The organism is Xanthomonas nasturtii (assembly GCF_023337365.3).
Lineage (GTDB): Bacteria > Pseudomonadota > Gammaproteobacteria > Xanthomonadales > Xanthomonadaceae > Xanthomonas > Xanthomonas nasturtii.
Window position 1 is genome coordinate 1,556,374 of the sequence record NZ_CP142084.2, and the last position, 15,023, is coordinate 1,571,396.

The window sequence follows — 15,023 nt, forward strand, 5'->3', positions numbered from 1 at the left end:
GGAGCGCGCTTGCGCGCGATGAAGCATTCTCGATAACGCCTATCGCGCGCAAGCGTGCTCCTCGCTGCGACACGATCAATCGCGCCGATACACCGCTGCAACCACGCAGCTGTGCCGCATGCGCGACAACATGCCGCCGCGCGTGCTGCTGAGATCACCTTCGGCGCCAGCCACGGTGCGTGCACCGGCAATGCCGATTTCGTCGAGCACGTCGACCTTGTCGCCCGGGTTGCCGCAGATCGCGTTCAAGCCCATGCCGGAGACGAAGCGGATGGGCGGTGCGCCGCTGAGTTCGCGGCAGCTGTCCATCAGTTCGACGCGGTAATGACGGTGCGTGCCGGGATGACGTGGCGACACTTCCACCACCAGGCCCTGGCCGTCTTCCGACCATGAGCGCAGCATGCTGGGATTGAAGCAATAGCTGGAGGAGCCGGCGAAGTTGCGGCGGCGCGCCTTGCGCACGCTGACGCCCTCCAGGATCGGCATGCCATCGGGATCGCGTCGACGTGCAAGGCCGGCGTAGTCGCGTGCGCTGAGTGGGGCGACCTGAGCGATTGCGCAGCGCTGCTGGCCGGCGCTCACATATGCAGGTGCGCCGTTGCAGACCCAGCCGTGCGCAGCCAGCAGGCTGGCATCCGGCTGTGCGGCCAGTTGCGGGCAGTCTTGCGACAAACGCGAAAAAAGCGGATTGCAAAATGCGGTTCACACCGCCAGTCGCAGCGAAGCAGGCAGCAGCGGCTCCACATCCACGCCGCCAATGACTACGCCGCTCCAACAATGCACTTACGGCGCTTCAGGCGGATCCGAATCCAGTACCTGCAGCTTGCCGCCAGTGGTTTCCGGAAGGATGCGCTGGTCGGTCGCGACCAGCACCACGCCCGGCGTGAGCAACGGCAGCAGGCCGGCCAGAAAGGCCGGCGGCACCTGCAGCCGCGCGACGGTGTCTGCATCCAGTGCCTGGCCTGCCGCAGCATTGCTGCCTGGAATGCCGATGCGCATCCAGTTGGGCATGCGCTGCCCGGGAAGTCCGGCCACCTTGCCGGGCAGATAGCCCTGGCCGACGATAAAGGCCTGCGTGCCCAGTGGCGCGGCGCCGGGTTGTGCGCGCAATGCGACTTGCGCACGTCCGATTTCCACGCCGTTGCGATACACCATCAGTTGCTGGTCGCTGCTGCTGACCAGCATCGAGATCGGGCCGGTCGGCGCCAGCTCCGGTTGCCACGCAAAGACCTGGCCGTTGGGCAACGGCAGCAGTGCGCGCTCGGCGCCGGTGGTCGGGTCGATCGGGCTGAGCGCGCGCGGGTGCACCACGTCGTCTGCATCGATGCCGGCCTGCGCGACCACCACCACCATGCCCATATTGGAATTGTCGAACAGCAGGCGCGCGAATTCCGATGGCAGATGCACGCAGCCATGCGATTCCGGATACCCGGGCAAGCCACCGGCATGCAGCGCCACACCGTCCCAGGTCAGCCGCTGCTGGTATGGCATCGGCGCGGCGTTGTAGATGCTGGAGCGATGGTCCTTGTCCTTCTGCAGGATGGTGAACACACCGGTGGGCGTCTCGTGTCCGGGCTTGCCGGAGCTGATCGTGGAGACGCCGATCAGAATGCCGTTGCGATAGGCGTAGGCGCGTTGCTCGGTGAGGCTGACGATCACGGCCATCGGCCCCCATCCTCTACTGACGCCGCCCCAGATCCATTCGCCCGGTTTGAGTTGCGCGGGCGGCGTGTCTGCGGCACTGGATTGCCGCGCGCCCCAGAACGGCACGGCAACGGCCTGGCCACAGATCAGCAGCGTGCAAAACAAGGCGAAGGTGAGCAGAGGCCGCATCGGTGCATCCAGCAACAGGAATGGCACGATCCTAGCGGGGCAGGGCGTGCGCGTCATGTACTGGCCGGCGGTCATGGCATGTCATGCGAAACAGCGCCCGGCACTGGTGGGTGCGTGTTGCAGCTGGCTGTGCAGGTGTGTGGAAGCTTCCACACGTCTGTGGCTTCGCCCCCGTACCCTCACCCCACCCATCTTCCGCAGGAGAGGGGCTGCGCCAGCACGCCACCGGTGGTGCGGACCGATTGCGTGTAGTGCGTCGGTGCGCGTTGCCGCTGCCCCGCAACCACCGCAGGGCAATGGCTGTGGGCATTGCATAGCCTCATTTGCAGGGTGCTGCGAACGGCCGGCACGCAAGCCAAGTACCGCACGGCCGCCAACAGCGAACATAGCTTGCACCTGTTTGCGGCGCAGCGACCGCATGCCGCCATGGCAGCTGCGGTCGCGATATCAGCCGCTATCAGGCGATTACTCCGGCAGTGCGGGGTAGTCGGTATAGCCCTTGGCGCCGCCACCATACATGGTGGCCTGGTCGAGTTCGGCCAGCGGCGCACTCTCGCGCAGGCGGCGCACCAGATCCGGGTTGGCGATGAACGGGCGGCCGTAGGCGATCGCATCGGCATAGCCGCTGCTGATAGCGTGTTCGGACATGCTGCGGTCGTAGCCGTTGTTGGCGATCCAGGCGCCCTCGAACTTGGCGCGCAGCGCGGCGTAGTCGAAGGCGATGTTGTCGCGCGGGCCGCCGGTGGCGCCCTCGATCACGTGCACGAAGGCCAGCCCGCCGATCAGGTTCAGCCTCTCCACCGCACGCTCGAACAGCGGCTGCGGGTTGGAGTCGTGCGCGCCATACACCGGGGTCACCGGCGACAAGCGCACGCCGGTGCGCTCGGCACCAATTTCGTCGGCAATCGCCTGCACCACTTCGGCAAGCAGGCGGGTGCGGTTTTCGATATCGCCGCCGTAGGCGTCGGTGCGCTGATTGGAGCTGTCGCGCAGGAACTGGTCGAGCAGGTAGCCATTGGCCGCATGGACTTCCACGCCGTCGAAGCCGGCATCGATGGCGTTATGTGCAGCGATGCGGTACTCCTCGATCAAGCCGGGGATTTCCTCCAGTGCCAGTGCGCGCGGCTCTGACACGTCCTCGAAACCGTTCTTGGTGAAGGTCTTGCCTTCTGCGCGGATCGCGCTGGGCGCCACCGGCACTTCGCCCGGCGGCAGCACGCTGGTGTGCGAGACACGGCCCACGTGCCACAGCTGCAGCACGATCTTGCCGCCGCGGCGATGCACTTCGTCGGTGACTGCGCGCCAACCGGCGACCTGCTCCTTGCTGTAGATGCCGGGGGTGTCGAGATAGCCCTGGCCGAGCGGACTGATCTGCGTGCCTTCGGCCACGATCAGCCCGGCAGTGGCGCGCTGGCCGTAATACTCGGCCGCGAGCGGCGAGGGCACCTGGCCGTCGCCGGCGCGGTTACGTGTCAACGGAGCCATGATCACGCGGTTGGCAAGATCCAGCGCGCCCAGGCGCACCGGAGAGAACAAGGGGGATTCAGTGGATGTGGACATCAGCAACCAGTCAAAGTTGATCACGCGCCAGGCGCGACGCCGCGCCGATCGCGGTGCACACTATCGATGGAGGCGCAGCCAAGCAGATTCGAGCGATGCAGATAGGACACAGCGTCTTCCATGGTGTTGAAACGACTGGAACTGTGACGCGCTGGGCTTCGGCGCTGAATCGCAGCGGGCGCCGGCCTTTTCTGATTTGCTGCATTGCACAATACTAGGCCGCCCCGCCGTCTCTGGAGTCGGGCATGACCGATACCGATCTTTCCACGCCCCGCGTGTCCCGGCGCGATTACGTGCTGATTCTGCTTGCGCTGGCGATGGGCGGCTTTGCGATCGGCATCAGCGAATTTTCCACCATGGGCCTGATGACGCAGATTGCGCAGGGCTTGCAGATCAGCGAGCCGCAGGTCGGCCACGTCATCAGCGCCTATGCCTTGGGCGTGGTGGTCGGCGCGCCGTTGTTGGCGATCCTGGGTGCACGCTGGCCGCGGCGCACCTTGCTGCTGCTGTTGATGGTGTTTTATGCGCTGGGCAACGTGGCCAGCGCACTGGCGCCGAGTTACCACACGATGCTGCTGTGCTGCTTCATCGCCGGCTTGCCGCATGGCGCGTACTTCGGTGTTGCGTCGCTGGTGGCCGCATCGATCAGCCCGCCCAATCAACGTGCCACCGCAGTGGGGCGCGTGTTGCTGGGCTTGAGCGTCGCGCTGCTGGTGGGCAACCCGTTGGCGACCTGGCTGGGCCAGATGGTGAGTTGGCGCTGGGCGTATGCCTCGGTGTCGGTGATTGCGCTGGGCACGGTGGCCGCGGTGGCGCTCTTGCTGCCGCCGCAGCCGGACGAGCCGCGGCAGCAGCCGTTGCGCGAGTTGCGTGCGTTCAATCAGCCGCAGGTCTGGCTGGCATTGGCGATCGGTGCGGTGGGCTTTTCCGGCATGTTCTGCGTCTTCAGCTACCTCGCGCCGACACTGACTACAGTGACCGGCGTTACGCCAGCGCGCATTCCCTTGGCCATGGTGGCGTTCGGTGTGGGCGGTGTGCTTGGCAGCATCCTGGGCGGTTGGCTGTTCGACCGCATGCAGTTCCGCGCGGTGCCGGTGCTGCTGCTGTGGTCGGTGGTGGTGATGCTGACCTTTCCGCTGGCGGCGCAGTCGGGCCTGTGGGTGTTCGTGTCCATCGTGGCGGTGGGCACCATGGGCGCATTGGCGCCAGCCCTGCAGACGCGCTTGATGGATGTGGCAGCCCAAGCGCAGACCCTGGCCGCGGCCTCCAACCATGCGGCGTTCAACACGGCCAACGCATTGGGCCCATGGCTGGGTGGCATGGCGATTACTGCAGGCTGGGGCTGGACCTCCACCGGCTACGTTGGCGCGGCCACCGCGCTCGGCGGTTTGCTGGTGTATGCATTGGCGGTATGGCAAGAGCGTCGGCAGCAACGTGCGGTGTTGGCGAACTGCTGAGACGTTGCACGGCAACGCGGATTTGCCTGGCACGGATTCGTCGAACGCAAGCGCTCTGGCCTTGCCATGCAGCTGTGCAAGATGGCCGCATTGCACGACCACGACCACGACCACGACCACGGTCATCTCACGGCCTGCCAGCGAGACTTCGTGCTTTCCCCCAAGCGGACAGGACAGTGCCATGACCGACGACTTCACACCGCCGCCGTGGAAGCGCCCGAACCCAAAGGGCAAGGCGAAGTCGACACCGTTGACCGATGCGCAGAAGGCCGTGGCCAAGCAGCGTGCCGAAGAGGCCGGGCGGCCCTATCCAAATCTGGTCGACAACATGTGGGCCAGTCGTCAACCGAAGTGATCTTGACCCGCTGTTGGCATCGATGAATTGCAATTCATCGCCTGCACGATGGTGTGAGGACAATGCCCGCATCGCTCACATATCGATTATGCAGGCGGCGCCAGGATGAGGCCGTACACAACGCGACGGCAACGCAATCAACCCATCGATTGACTCAACCTCCCGCCGCACGCGCAGTCATCGCACAGCGCAGCGTCGGTTCATCACAACAAGGAGCCACACATGAGCATTCAGAGCAACACCGAGCATAGCCTCAACGACCTTATCGCCATCTCGCGCGACGGCAAGGACTTCTACGACGAAGCCGCAGCCAAGGTAGGCGATGCGGAGCTTGCGACGCTGTTCCGTCGCATTGCCGGCGTCAAGACCGACATCGTCAGCAGCCTGAGCAGTGTGGTCACCGCAGTTGGCGGCACGCCGGAGCAGCACGGCACCATGGTGGGCAGCATGCAGCAGTTCTACGGCAAGGTCCGCGCAACCCTGGGCGACACCAAGTACGGCTACGTGGCCGAGCTGGAAGAGTCGGAAGACCGTCTGCTGAAGGCCTTCGATGAAACCATCGCCGACCAGGACACCCCGGCCGCTGCACGCGACGCTGCACTGCGCCTGCTGCCGGAAGTGCGTGCTTGCCACGACGTCATGCGTAACCGCAAGCATGCGATGAAGAGCGCCGCATAACCTGCGCGCTCGACCGAAGTGCATCGTCACCGATCCGATGCAGCTCCGGAGTAAAACGATAAAGGCGGAAACGGGCAGTGCACGCTGCCCGTTTCTTTTTGTGGCGCAGCACAGCCCCAGGAGCTGATCCAACGCTGCAATTGCAGTTCCACGCAGCGCAACAGGTTCCACATCGGCATCATGCACGTCGGCATATTCGGCACGCTGCGGGTCTGCTAGTATCCGCCGCCCTTGTCCAGGCAGGTCCGCGTTGCGCGGTCGTGGAATTCAGCCATGAAACAGCAGTTTCTTTACCTGTCATCGGCCGAGGCGCAGTTGTCGCTGGGGCTTGGGGAAGAGAAACCCACCGAACGGCTGTTCTTCGCGGTGATGGCCGACGCGCCCACCGCCGAACGTGCGGCGCGGGTCGCCGACAGCCTGCTGCAAGGCGGGCATGCCGAAGGCAAGCCGCTTGCGCGCGAACGGCTGCATGTGACCCTGCATCATCTGGGCGATTACGCCGGCGGTTTGCCGCCATCGTTGGTCAGCCGTGCCAGTCAGGCCGCGGCGCGCGTGGCGATGGATGCGTTCGCAGTGGAATTCGACCGGGTGGGCACCTTCGGTGGCAGGCGCTCGCAACTTCCCTGCGTGCTGCGGGGCGACGAACAGGTGCGCGGGCTGTATGAGTTGCAGGGCGCGTTGGGGCGGCAACTTGCGCATGTCGGCATTGCCGGCGATGCGCAATACACACCGCACATGACGCTGCTGTACTGCAATCAGGCGGTGCCGCAACGGCGCTGCGATGCGCTGGCCTGGACAGTGCGCGACTTCGCGCTGGTGCGCAGCTTTCTGGCCCAGTCGCGATATCAGATCGAAGGCCGCTGGTCGCTGCGCTGATGGGCACCGCTGCGCGCACGCGGTAGCCTGCGCGGATGGACATCCCCACGCCATTGCCGTTGTACGCCGACCAGCTGGCCGCACTCGAACAGGCCTACGCCACGCCGCCGCGCGCCTACCACCACTTCGGCCATGTGCGCGCAGTGCTGCAGCACTATGCGCAGGTCGCCGCCGGGCCCGGCTGGCGGCAGCCGGCAGAGGTGTGGCTGGCGGTATTGTTCCACGATGCGGTGTATCGACCCGGACGCAGCGACAACGAGGCGCAATCTGCGCTGTGGGCGGCGGAGTGCATCCCGCGCTGGTGGCCACAGGCGCAGGTGGATGTCGAACGCGTGCAGGCGCTGATCCTGCTCACCGCGCGGCATGGGCAGCTGCAGCTGCAGGAGGTGGACCAAGACGCTGCGCTGTTCCTGGACTGCGACATAGCGATTCTGGCCGCGCCCGCAGCGGTGTTCGATGCCTACGATCAGGCCATTGCCGAGGAATATCGCGGGCATGTGCCGGGTGTGCTGTTCCGGCTCAATCGCCACCGCTTCCTGGCCGGCGTGCTCAAGCAACCCCGCATCTTCCTGAGCGACTACTTCCACACCCATCACGACGCTGCGGCGCGCGCCAACCTGCGCCGCCGGCTGGGGCGCTGAGCGCCTCGGCCACATCCGGGCGGTGCGCCCGGATGTGGCCGAGGCGCACGCTACAATGGCGCATGCACGACAGCGCTGCTTCCAGCCCCGACCCACGCCCGATCGCCCCGCAGCCGCCTGCGCCGAACGAATGCTGCCAGAGCGGCTGCCCGCTGTGCGTGCACGATCTGTATGCCGAAGAGCTGACCCGCTACCGCCAGACCCTGGCGGCATGGGAAGCGCGCCAGCCGGCGAAGAGCGGCTGACAAAAACGACTGTGCTCACTGCCAGGTGGGCGCGGCTGTTGCTCGGTGCAGCATGTGCCACTCGTACACTGCGGTTCCGAGCGCGCCGTCCACACCCGTTTGATCACGGCGCGCAACGGTTTGCTAGCCACTCCAACGGCGCAGTGAGCGCAGTGCTGCACTTCGCGCTTCAGCCTGGAACGATTATCTTTGAACTACTTTTCCCGATGGTGCGACATGCGACGACTTGAGATGTGGAGCGCGCTCTGCGGCGCGGCAGTGTTGACGCTATCGGGCATGGCCGCCGCGCAGGCGCCGGAACCGGTCAGCCATGGCCGTTTCGAGCAGGTGCCGGTACTGATGCCCAAGGACGAGCCGCAGCGGGTGGTGATCTGGCTGGCCGGTGCCGGTAATGCCGCCAAGCGCCAGGCCCAGGCCGAAAGCCTGCGTGCCGACGGTGCGATGGTGGCGGTGGTGGACACCGCGCACCTGTACGCGGTGCTGCGCAAGGCCGGCGGTACCTGCGCGTTCTCGGTCGGCGATGTGGAAAATTTCTCGCGCTACGTGCAGGCCTTCTATCGCATCTCCACCTACCGCCTGCCGTTGCTGGTAGGCGATGGCGAAGGCGCGGCACTGGCCTACGCGATCGCCGCGCAAGCCAAGCCGCATGTGCTGGCCGGTGTGCTCACCGATGGGTTGTGCCCGGCTGCGGTGTCCGACCAGGCGATCTGCCAGCCGGGGGTGCGCCCGGGCAGCAACACGCTGGTGCCGGTGCCGCTGCAGATTCCCTGGGTGCTTGCCGCCAGCCAGGACAAGCGCTGCCCGGCAGCTGCCGAACAGGGCTTTCTCAAGCAGGTGCCGCAGGCGCGCACCTTCAAGCGGTCTGCGCAGGGCGACATCCTGCCCGGCCTGCGTGCCGCGGCCCGCTCGTTGGGCGAGCAGAAGGGCGTGGCGTTGCCACCCCCGCCAGGCGGTCTGGCCGATTTGCCGGTGGTGGAGTTGCCGGCCAAGCCCGATGGCGACGGTGACGACGACACCTTCGTGATCTTCGTTTCCGGCGATGGCGGCTGGGCCGGCCTGGACGAAGAAGTGGCCGACGCACTCGCAGCGCAGGGCATTCCGGTGGTCGGCCTGGATTCGCTGCGGTACTTCTGGACCGAGCGCACGCCGCAAGGCTTCGCCACCGACCTGGATCGCATCGCACGCATTTATGCGCAGCGTTGGCAGCGCCAGCGGGTGGTGTTGGTCGGGTTCTCGCAAGGTGCGGATGTGTTGCCTGCGGCCATCAACAAACTGCCGGCAGCGACCAGGCAGAACATCCGCATGACGGCGCTGCTGTCGGTAGGCAAGCTGGCCGACTACGAATTCCACGTCAGCAACTGGCTGGGCTCGGACGACGAAGGCCTGCCGATCGCGCCCGAAGTGCAGCGCCTGCCAGCCGGTACCACCGTGTGCATCTACGGCCAGGACGACGACGACGCGCTGTGCCCGAGCCTGCCAGCCGATGCAGCCAAGCGGGTCGCACTGCCGGGCGATCACCACTTCAAAGGCGATTACGCGACCCTGGCCAAGACGATCATGGAGCAGTTGCACGGGCTGTCGAAGCCGTAAGGCATGCAACAGCGTTTGCCCTGCTTTGCGACGAGCTGGCGATGGCGGCGTCTTACGTTAGTACGTTGCTGCCAAAGACAACGTGCAGACGTTCGATCATTCAACTGAACGCCGCTCCTCCTGACGCTGCTCTTCTTTCAGCCGTCGAGGATCACAGGTGGTGATTGCACGCGTACCGGCGTGGGACCTTGAGCGGCATGGATGCCGCGCCAGAGCCTACAAGGACGTACTTGCGGCGTGTCTCACGCCGGTACGCGTGCAAGCGCCCTCGGCAGACCGAAGCACTCGTATGGAAACGATAGACGCTGTGCACCGATTGATCGGTGTACGGAGTTAGGCGGCAGCGCGGCGCCGCATCCGGTGTCGGGACACGCTGTGAATCCATCCCTGGAAGCTTGGTGGCGGCATCCATGCCGCCACACGGTCCCGCCCCGGGATGCGACACCCCGCTCTCACGATTTGCGCTCGCTGTTCGACAAGCCAATCTCAGGCGCTGAAATGCGCCTGCGATTTCCTCATCGGCTCGGGCGGGCACTAATGCGCGCCGGCCAGACCGGCATGTCTGGCGCCGGCGTCTCGCGCTACCTTACTCCTGCCGCCCAGGATCCACCGAGATCAAGCGGGTGGCATCCAGCAATGCGGCCGGCAGATGCATGCCGCCGGGTGCGACCAGGTAGCGCGGGCGCCAGGTCGGGGCGAACTTCGACTTGAAGCGACGCAAGCCGCTGAAGCCGTAGAAGCGCTCGCCGTGACGTGCCACCAGGCTGGCGAAGCGGTTCCAGCGTCCGGCCAGGCGGTGCTCTGCCAGCCCCGACAACGGCGCCATGCCCAGCGAGAACCGCGTGTAGCCATTGGCCTGGCCCCACAGGAACAACTCGATGAACAGGAAATCCATGGTGCCCTTCGGCGCCTGTGCGCTATGTCGCATCAGATCCACCGATAGTTCGCCACCGGCCGGCGCCCACCACACGTTGGCGAATGCCACGATCTGGCCTTCGGCCTCGGCCACTGCCACCGGGAAGCGCCGCAGGTAGTCCGCATCGAAGCTGCCTAGCGAAAAGCCTTTCTCTTCGCCGGCTTTTTCTTCCAGCCACTGCTCCGACACCTCGGCCAGACGCGGCAACACCGCGTCCACCTGTTCGGGTTGCAGCATGCGGAAGCTCAGGCCGCCGCGCTTGCCGCGGTTCCAGGCCTGGCGCAGATCGGCGCGGTCGCGACCCTCCAGGGTGAAACCTTCCAGCGGCACGATCGCTTCTTCGCCCAGCTTGACCAGGGTCAGCCCCATGTCGAGATAGGTCTGCCAGTACTTTTCGCCGACCTGGTAGAAGACCGGGCGCAGGCCCATGTGGTCGGCTTCTTCGCGGAAGCGCCAGATCAACGCGCGTGCCACCTCCGGCGGCCCCACCGGGTCGCCCATTGAGATCAGCGAGCCGCCGTAGCGCTGCATCATCACAAAGCCACGGCCCTGCTCATCCAGCAGGAAGGCCTTGTCGCCGGTCAACGCCAGGCAGGCCTGGGTGTCGGTGCTGATCTCCAGGATCGGTGCCAGCGTCTGCAGCGTCTTTGCATCGGCGGCCGGCATCGGGCGGCGCCCGCCACGTAGCAGGCGCGCCATGCCGAACACGATCACGCCCACGCACAGGATCAGCGCAGCGCGCAGCGCACGCGGCGCATTGGCCGAAGTGGCGAACTGCCACCACAGGTCGTTGCTGTATTCGACATGGCTGTAGACGAAGAACAACAGCCAGAAGGTGGCCACCAGCACCAGGCCCAGGTTGCTCAGCCAGCGCCACGACCAAGCTTCGTCCAGCAGCGCGCCCTGGCGGTAAAACTCGCGGCGTGCGGCCCACAGCGCAACCGCTGCCAGCGCCGCCGACAGCGACACCGAGATATGGCTGCCGCGCAGCAGCGACAGCGGCGGCAGCAGCACGCACACGCCCAGGGCCAGCATCCAGGCCGCATGGCTGCGGCGCTGCAGGCCCTGGCCGATCAGCAGCAGCAGCATGCCGCCCAGGCTGACCAGCAGATGCGATGTTTCGATCAGCGGCAACGGCGCCACTTCCTGGCGCGCGCGGGGCGTGGGCAGGGTGCCGTCGATCACCAGCGCCGCACCCACTGCAAACACTGCCAGCGCCAGAATCTGCGGCAGCCACGGGCGCAGCGCCTTCCACACCGTGCGCGCCGTGCTGGCGCTGGCGCGCACCGGCGCGCCCAGCCCGGAGGCGGCCGCCATCGCCACCGAGATCAGCAACGGCACGATGTAATAGGTCACCCGGTAGGCCAGCGCCGCCGCCAGGACTGCGGCGGGCGTGACATGCGGCAGCAGCTTGAGCAGGCTCCACTCGAACACACCCAGACCGGCCGGCACGGTGGAGATCAGGCCGGCCACCACCGCCACCAGCCAGATGCCGATAAAGCCGAAGTAGCCGGTGCCCGGGTCCGGCGGCAGCAATACGTAGAACGCCGCCGCAGCCAGGCCCAGTTCGACCACGCTGAGCGCGGTGACGCCCAGCACGGTGGTGCGGTCGGGTAGCCAGAACCGGTGGCTGCGGATGCCGAACTCGCGGCCCTGGCGGCCGACCAGCACCAGCATGGCGACATAGCCGACCATCAGGCCGATGCCGGCGATGCGGATGGCCTGGGCGGTGATCGGCAACGCGCGTGCGGCCGCTTCCGGTTCCAGCATCAAGGCCAGGCCAAGCAACACCCATGCGCCGAAGATGAAACCCAGCGTACTCATCAGCACCACCTGGCCGATCTCGGCCAGGGTCAACCCCACGCTGCCGTAGCCGCGCAGCCGCACTGCGCCGCCGGTGAGTGCGGCAAAGCCCAGGGTCTGCCCGACCGCATGCGCCATGAAGGCGGTGATGCCCACCCGCGCCGGATGCAGCCGCTTGCCGGTGCGCTTGAGTCCCACCCAGTCGAAGCCCACTAGGCACGCATAGCTGCTCAAGCCGAGCAGCAGCGTCAGCGCGATCTGCCCCGCGCCCAGCGCACGGAACGCCTGCCGGATCTGGCGATAGCCGTGGTCGGTGAACTGCGAAGACAGCGCATGCAGGGCCATCGCCAGGATCGCCAGGCTGATGATCACCGGCAGGGCGCGACGCCAACCGCTGGCGGGCGTTTCGGAAGACACGGGGGTATCCGTCATGAGGGCAACGGGTTCTGCTGAAAGGGAAGGAGGGCGCATGCACGAGGTGTGCCGCGCGCGCGTCTGCAGTGCATGGGCCGGTGGGGTTGAAGGTGCATGCAGCGTGATCGCGACGGTGCCGACATCAAGTGAACGCGTGGTTCGATCGTGCCGACACAGTGTCGGTGCAGGCCGGCCGCGCGCATCATAGGGCAAAGCCGCACACACGTGCCGCGCGAACAACACAGGACCGCCATGACAGTTGGAAGGCAGACAGGCTGCTGATGCTCCATCAACAGGATTTCCCAACGTTCGCGCACACTGCGCGGACCCGGCCGCCGCGTTGGAGCGGCTACGCCGGCAGCATTGCCGCCGTTTCCGGCGTGGCCTTCATCGGGCTGGTGCTGGTGCTGCAATGGCTGCGTCGCGATCTGTGGTGGGTGGAGGCGCAACTGAGCGCCTATCTGCACGGTCCTCACGGTTTGCTGCTGCGCACCGCTTATTGCCTGCTGGCCGCCAGCATGGCGTGGCTGGCGCTTGGCCTGTACGCGGCGCTGGTGCCGGCCGCGCGCAGCCGCACGGTGCTGGGTCTGTTCTGGATGGCGGCGGTGGGCTTGTGCCTGGTGTCGATCGGCGACAGCTGGATGCCCGAGCTGGCGCCGGAGGCGGCCAAGATGGTGCATGTGCTGTCGGCGGACATGACGTTCCTGTGCGTGATTGCCGCGGTGTTGCTGCAATCGTGGTATCTGCGCCGCGATCCGCTGTGGCGCGCGCAGTTTCCTGCGGCCTTCGTACTCGGCTGCGCGGCGTTTGCGGTGTTGCTGTTCCACGTCACCGTGACCAGCGCGCCGCTGGGCATCAGCCAGAAGATCGCCATCGTGCTGATCGTGGTCTGGATGGTGCGCGCGGGCTCGTGGCTGGCGCACTGCGTGCGCGACGGGGCTGCACGGTTGCCGCATTCGCGGGACAATGCGCGCGTCAATCAACCGTAGGAAGTCTGAAATGCTGCAGCGATTCGATGCGGGTCCGCGTATGTCCGAAATGACCGTCCATGCCGGTGTGTGTTACCTGGCGGGCCAGATTGCCGATGACACGAGCGAAGACATCACCGGGCAGACCCGCCAGGTGCTGGGCGAGATCGACAAGCTGCTGGCGCTGGCGGCCAGCGACAAGACCAAGATCCTGCGTGCGGAAATCTTCCTCGCCGACATCGCCGATTTCGACGGCATGAACGCCGCCTGGGACGAGTGGGTACCGCACGGCTTCACGCCTGCCCGTGCTACCGTCGAAGCGAAGTTGGCGCGGCCGGAGTGGAAGGTGGAAATCGTGATCACCGCTGCGGCGGGCTGATCGCAGGGCGGCGCGCCGATCGCGAGGCGATCGCGCGCGCCGACGTCGTGTCATCTGCGCACCTGCAATCGGCATCGTATTGCAGCGTTGTCCGCACACAGGTGCAAAACCCGGTTTGCGCGCCGGCTTGGTCACATCGCCACCGCGCTTGCTGAAGCGCCAGCCTGAGTGAAGCGCCGAGATGACGGCTGCCATGTTTGCAGGCGGCAACCTCGTCACGGCGCGCGCTGCGCGATCAGCGCTTGACGAAGCGGTAATGCGCCACGCCCCATTCGCGGCCCTGGTCGTAGCCGAACAGCTCCGCGCAGGCCAGCCAGAACATGCGCCAGCGCTGCCACCAGCGCTGTGCGTCATCGCCGTAGGTCTGCTTCAGCAGCGGCATGATCTGGTCGCGATGGCGGTCCTGATTTTCCAGCCAGGCATTGGCGGTCTTTTCGTAATGCTCGCCCGACAGCACCCAGCGTTGTTCGATCACCACGTCCTGCTGGAAATGCAGCAAGGTATCGGCCGCCGGCATCAGCCCGCCGGTGAAGAAATGCCGGCCCATCCAGTTGCCTTCGCCGGCCACTTCGAACGGGTAGGCCAGATCGCGGTGGCAGAAGATATGCACGAACAACTTGCCGCCCGGTGCCAGCCAGCTGCCGACGCGCGCGAGCAGCTCGCGGTAGTTGCGCATGTGCTCGAACATCTCCACCGACACCACGCGATCGAAGTTGCCCGGCGGCAGCGCCAGCGCGTTGACGTCGGCGGTGATCACCTGCACGTTGCCCAGCCCGCGCACGCGGCACTGCTCCAGAATATGTGCGCGCTGCGGCCGTGAGTTGGAAACCGCAGTGATGCTGGCACCCGGATAGCGCTCGGCCATCCACAGGGTCAACGAGCCCCAGCCGCAACCCAGCTCCAGAATGCGCTGGCCATCGGCCAGTTCGGCGCGTTCGCCATACAGCGCCAGCATGCGCTCTTCGGCCGCATCCAGATCCGGTGTGCTCGCGTCCCAATAGCAGCTGCTGTACTTCAGCCGCTTGCCCAGGCACAGGGTGAAGAACTGCGGCGGCAATTCGTAATGCTGGCGATTGGCCGCGTCGGTTTCGATCGCGATGGCGCTGGCACGCAGGCTGTCGATGAAGGCGCGCTGGCGTTCGCCGTTGGCATCGGCATCGTTGCCGCGCTCATCGCGCAGGCGTTGTGCGCACAGGCGACGGATGCCGTAGCGCAACGCGGCGTCGGGCAACACGCCGGATTCGGCAAGCCGGGTGGCGAAGGATTCTTCGGGCTGCGTGGAGGGCGGGACGGTGACGGTAGACATGC

General features: G+C 66.3%; 14 protein-coding genes and 1 other RNA gene. 10 read left to right on the top strand and 5 right to left on the bottom strand.

Annotation, left to right across the window (positions count from 1 at the left end):
* Nucleotides 1–75 precede the first annotated feature (75 nt).
* The 3 genes from M3O59_RS06820 to M3O59_RS06830 all read right to left on the bottom strand — a co-directional run bounded on the left by M3O59_RS06820 (nucleotide 76) and on the right by M3O59_RS06830 (nucleotide 3,417).
* Nucleotides 76–312 carry a hypothetical protein gene (locus M3O59_RS06820; RefSeq protein WP_181920619.1) on the bottom strand — a complete coding sequence of 79 codons (237 nt, stop codon included), beginning with the start codon at nucleotides 310–312 and terminating at the stop codon, nucleotides 76–78.
* A gap of 471 nt (nucleotides 313–783) precedes the next feature.
* Nucleotides 784–1,833 carry a L,D-transpeptidase gene (locus M3O59_RS06825; protein ID WP_181920618.1) on the bottom strand — a complete coding sequence of 350 codons (1,050 nt, stop codon included), beginning with the start codon at nucleotides 1,831–1,833 and terminating at the stop codon, nucleotides 784–786.
* Between the two features lie 465 nt (nucleotides 1,834–2,298).
* Nucleotides 2,299–3,417, bottom strand: coding sequence for an alkene reductase (locus M3O59_RS06830; RefSeq protein ID WP_147308534.1), 1,119 nt, complete (start codon nucleotides 3,415–3,417; stop codon nucleotides 2,299–2,301).
* Nucleotides 3,418–3,638: 221 nt separating this feature from the next.
* Between M3O59_RS06830 and M3O59_RS06835 the strand changes: the two genes are divergently transcribed.
* From M3O59_RS06835 to M3O59_RS06870, 8 genes are all read left to right on the top strand, one after another.
* Nucleotides 3,639–4,850, top strand: a complete 1,212-nt coding sequence (locus M3O59_RS06835; protein WP_147308533.1) for an MFS transporter — start codon at nucleotides 3,639–3,641, stop codon at nucleotides 4,848–4,850.
* A 181-nt stretch (nucleotides 4,851–5,031) separates the two neighbouring features.
* Nucleotides 5,032–5,205, top strand: coding sequence for a hypothetical protein (locus M3O59_RS06840; protein WP_116906405.1), 174 nt, complete (start codon nucleotides 5,032–5,034; stop codon nucleotides 5,203–5,205).
* Nucleotides 5,206–5,427: 222 nt separating this feature from the next.
* Nucleotides 5,428–5,883 (top strand): PA2169 family four-helix-bundle protein, encoded by a 456-nt coding sequence (locus M3O59_RS06845; protein WP_116906404.1) that lies wholly within the window; start codon nucleotides 5,428–5,430, stop codon nucleotides 5,881–5,883.
* Between the two features lie 273 nt (nucleotides 5,884–6,156).
* Entirely contained in the window at nucleotides 6,157–6,759 is a 603-nt protein-coding gene (thpR, locus tag M3O59_RS06850) for an RNA 2',3'-cyclic phosphodiesterase (RefSeq protein ID WP_116906403.1), read from the top strand.
* 35 nt (nucleotides 6,760–6,794) lie between these two features.
* Entirely contained in the window at nucleotides 6,795–7,400 is a 606-nt protein-coding gene (locus M3O59_RS06855) for an HD domain-containing protein (RefSeq protein WP_116906402.1), read from the top strand.
* Between the two features lie 62 nt (nucleotides 7,401–7,462).
* Nucleotides 7,463–7,645, top strand: a complete 183-nt coding sequence (locus tag M3O59_RS06860) for an oxidoreductase-like domain-containing protein (protein ID WP_064631403.1) — start codon at nucleotides 7,463–7,465, stop codon at nucleotides 7,643–7,645.
* A 52-nt stretch (nucleotides 7,646–7,697) separates the two neighbouring features.
* Nucleotides 7,698–7,774, top strand: a non-coding RNA gene (locus M3O59_RS06865) — sX9 sRNA.
* 87 nt (nucleotides 7,775–7,861) lie between these two features.
* Entirely contained in the window at nucleotides 7,862–9,235 is a 1,374-nt protein-coding gene (locus tag M3O59_RS06870) for a virulence factor family protein (protein WP_116906401.1), read from the top strand.
* A 586-nt stretch (nucleotides 9,236–9,821) separates the two neighbouring features.
* Here M3O59_RS06870 and mprF read toward each other — a convergent pair.
* A complete protein-coding gene (gene mprF / locus M3O59_RS06875; protein WP_064631407.1) occupies nucleotides 9,822–12,386 on the bottom strand; it encodes a bifunctional lysylphosphatidylglycerol flippase/synthetase MprF in 2,565 nt (854 codons plus the stop codon).
* A 263-nt stretch (nucleotides 12,387–12,649) separates the two neighbouring features.
* Here mprF and M3O59_RS06880 point away from each other — a divergent pair, with 263 nt between their 5' ends.
* Complete coding sequence (locus M3O59_RS06880; protein WP_064631463.1) at nucleotides 12,650–13,357, top strand: DUF998 domain-containing protein; 708 nt, start codon at nucleotides 12,650–12,652, stop codon at nucleotides 13,355–13,357.
* A 10-nt stretch (nucleotides 13,358–13,367) separates the two neighbouring features.
* Entirely contained in the window at nucleotides 13,368–13,715 is a 348-nt protein-coding gene (locus M3O59_RS06885; protein ID WP_064631409.1) for a RidA family protein, read from the top strand.
* Between the two features lie 235 nt (nucleotides 13,716–13,950).
* Here M3O59_RS06885 and M3O59_RS06890 read toward each other — a convergent pair whose 3' ends face one another.
* A complete protein-coding gene (locus tag M3O59_RS06890) occupies nucleotides 13,951–15,021 on the bottom strand; it encodes an SAM-dependent methyltransferase (protein WP_249047088.1) in 1,071 nt (356 codons plus the stop codon).
* Between the last annotated feature and the right edge of the window lie 2 nt (nucleotides 15,022–15,023).

Excerpts from the sequence above, each read along its gene's own strand:
- thpR (WP_116906403.1), top strand. The coding sequence starts at position 6,157 with ATGAAACAGCAGTTTCTTTACCTGTCATCGGCCGAGGCGCAGTTGTCG.
- M3O59_RS06845 (WP_116906404.1), top strand. The coding sequence starts at position 5,428 with ATGAGCATTCAGAGCAACACCGAGCATAGCCTCAACGACCTTATCGCC.
- M3O59_RS06860 (WP_064631403.1), top strand. The coding sequence starts at position 7,463 with ATGCACGACAGCGCTGCTTCCAGCCCCGACCCACGCCCGATCGCCCCG.
- M3O59_RS06885 (WP_064631409.1), top strand. The coding sequence starts at position 13,368 with ATGCTGCAGCGATTCGATGCGGGTCCGCGTATGTCCGAAATGACCGTC.
- M3O59_RS06880 (WP_064631463.1), top strand. The coding sequence starts at position 12,650 with ATGCTCCATCAACAGGATTTCCCAACGTTCGCGCACACTGCGCGGACC.
- M3O59_RS06835 (WP_147308533.1), top strand. The coding sequence starts at position 3,639 with ATGACCGATACCGATCTTTCCACGCCCCGCGTGTCCCGGCGCGATTAC.
- M3O59_RS06855 (WP_116906402.1), top strand. The coding sequence starts at position 6,795 with ATGGACATCCCCACGCCATTGCCGTTGTACGCCGACCAGCTGGCCGCA.
- M3O59_RS06840 (WP_116906405.1), top strand. The coding sequence starts at position 5,032 with ATGACCGACGACTTCACACCGCCGCCGTGGAAGCGCCCGAACCCAAAG.
- M3O59_RS06870 (WP_116906401.1), top strand. The coding sequence starts at position 7,862 with ATGCGACGACTTGAGATGTGGAGCGCGCTCTGCGGCGCGGCAGTGTTG.
- mprF (WP_064631407.1), bottom strand. The coding sequence starts at position 12,386 with ATGACGGATACCCCCGTGTCTTCCGAAACGCCCGCCAGCGGTTGGCGT.
- M3O59_RS06825 (WP_181920618.1), bottom strand. The coding sequence starts at position 1,833 with ATGCGGCCTCTGCTCACCTTCGCCTTGTTTTGCACGCTGCTGATCTGT.
- M3O59_RS06890 (WP_249047088.1), bottom strand. The coding sequence starts at position 15,021 with ATGTCTACCGTCACCGTCCCGCCCTCCACGCAGCCCGAAGAATCCTTC.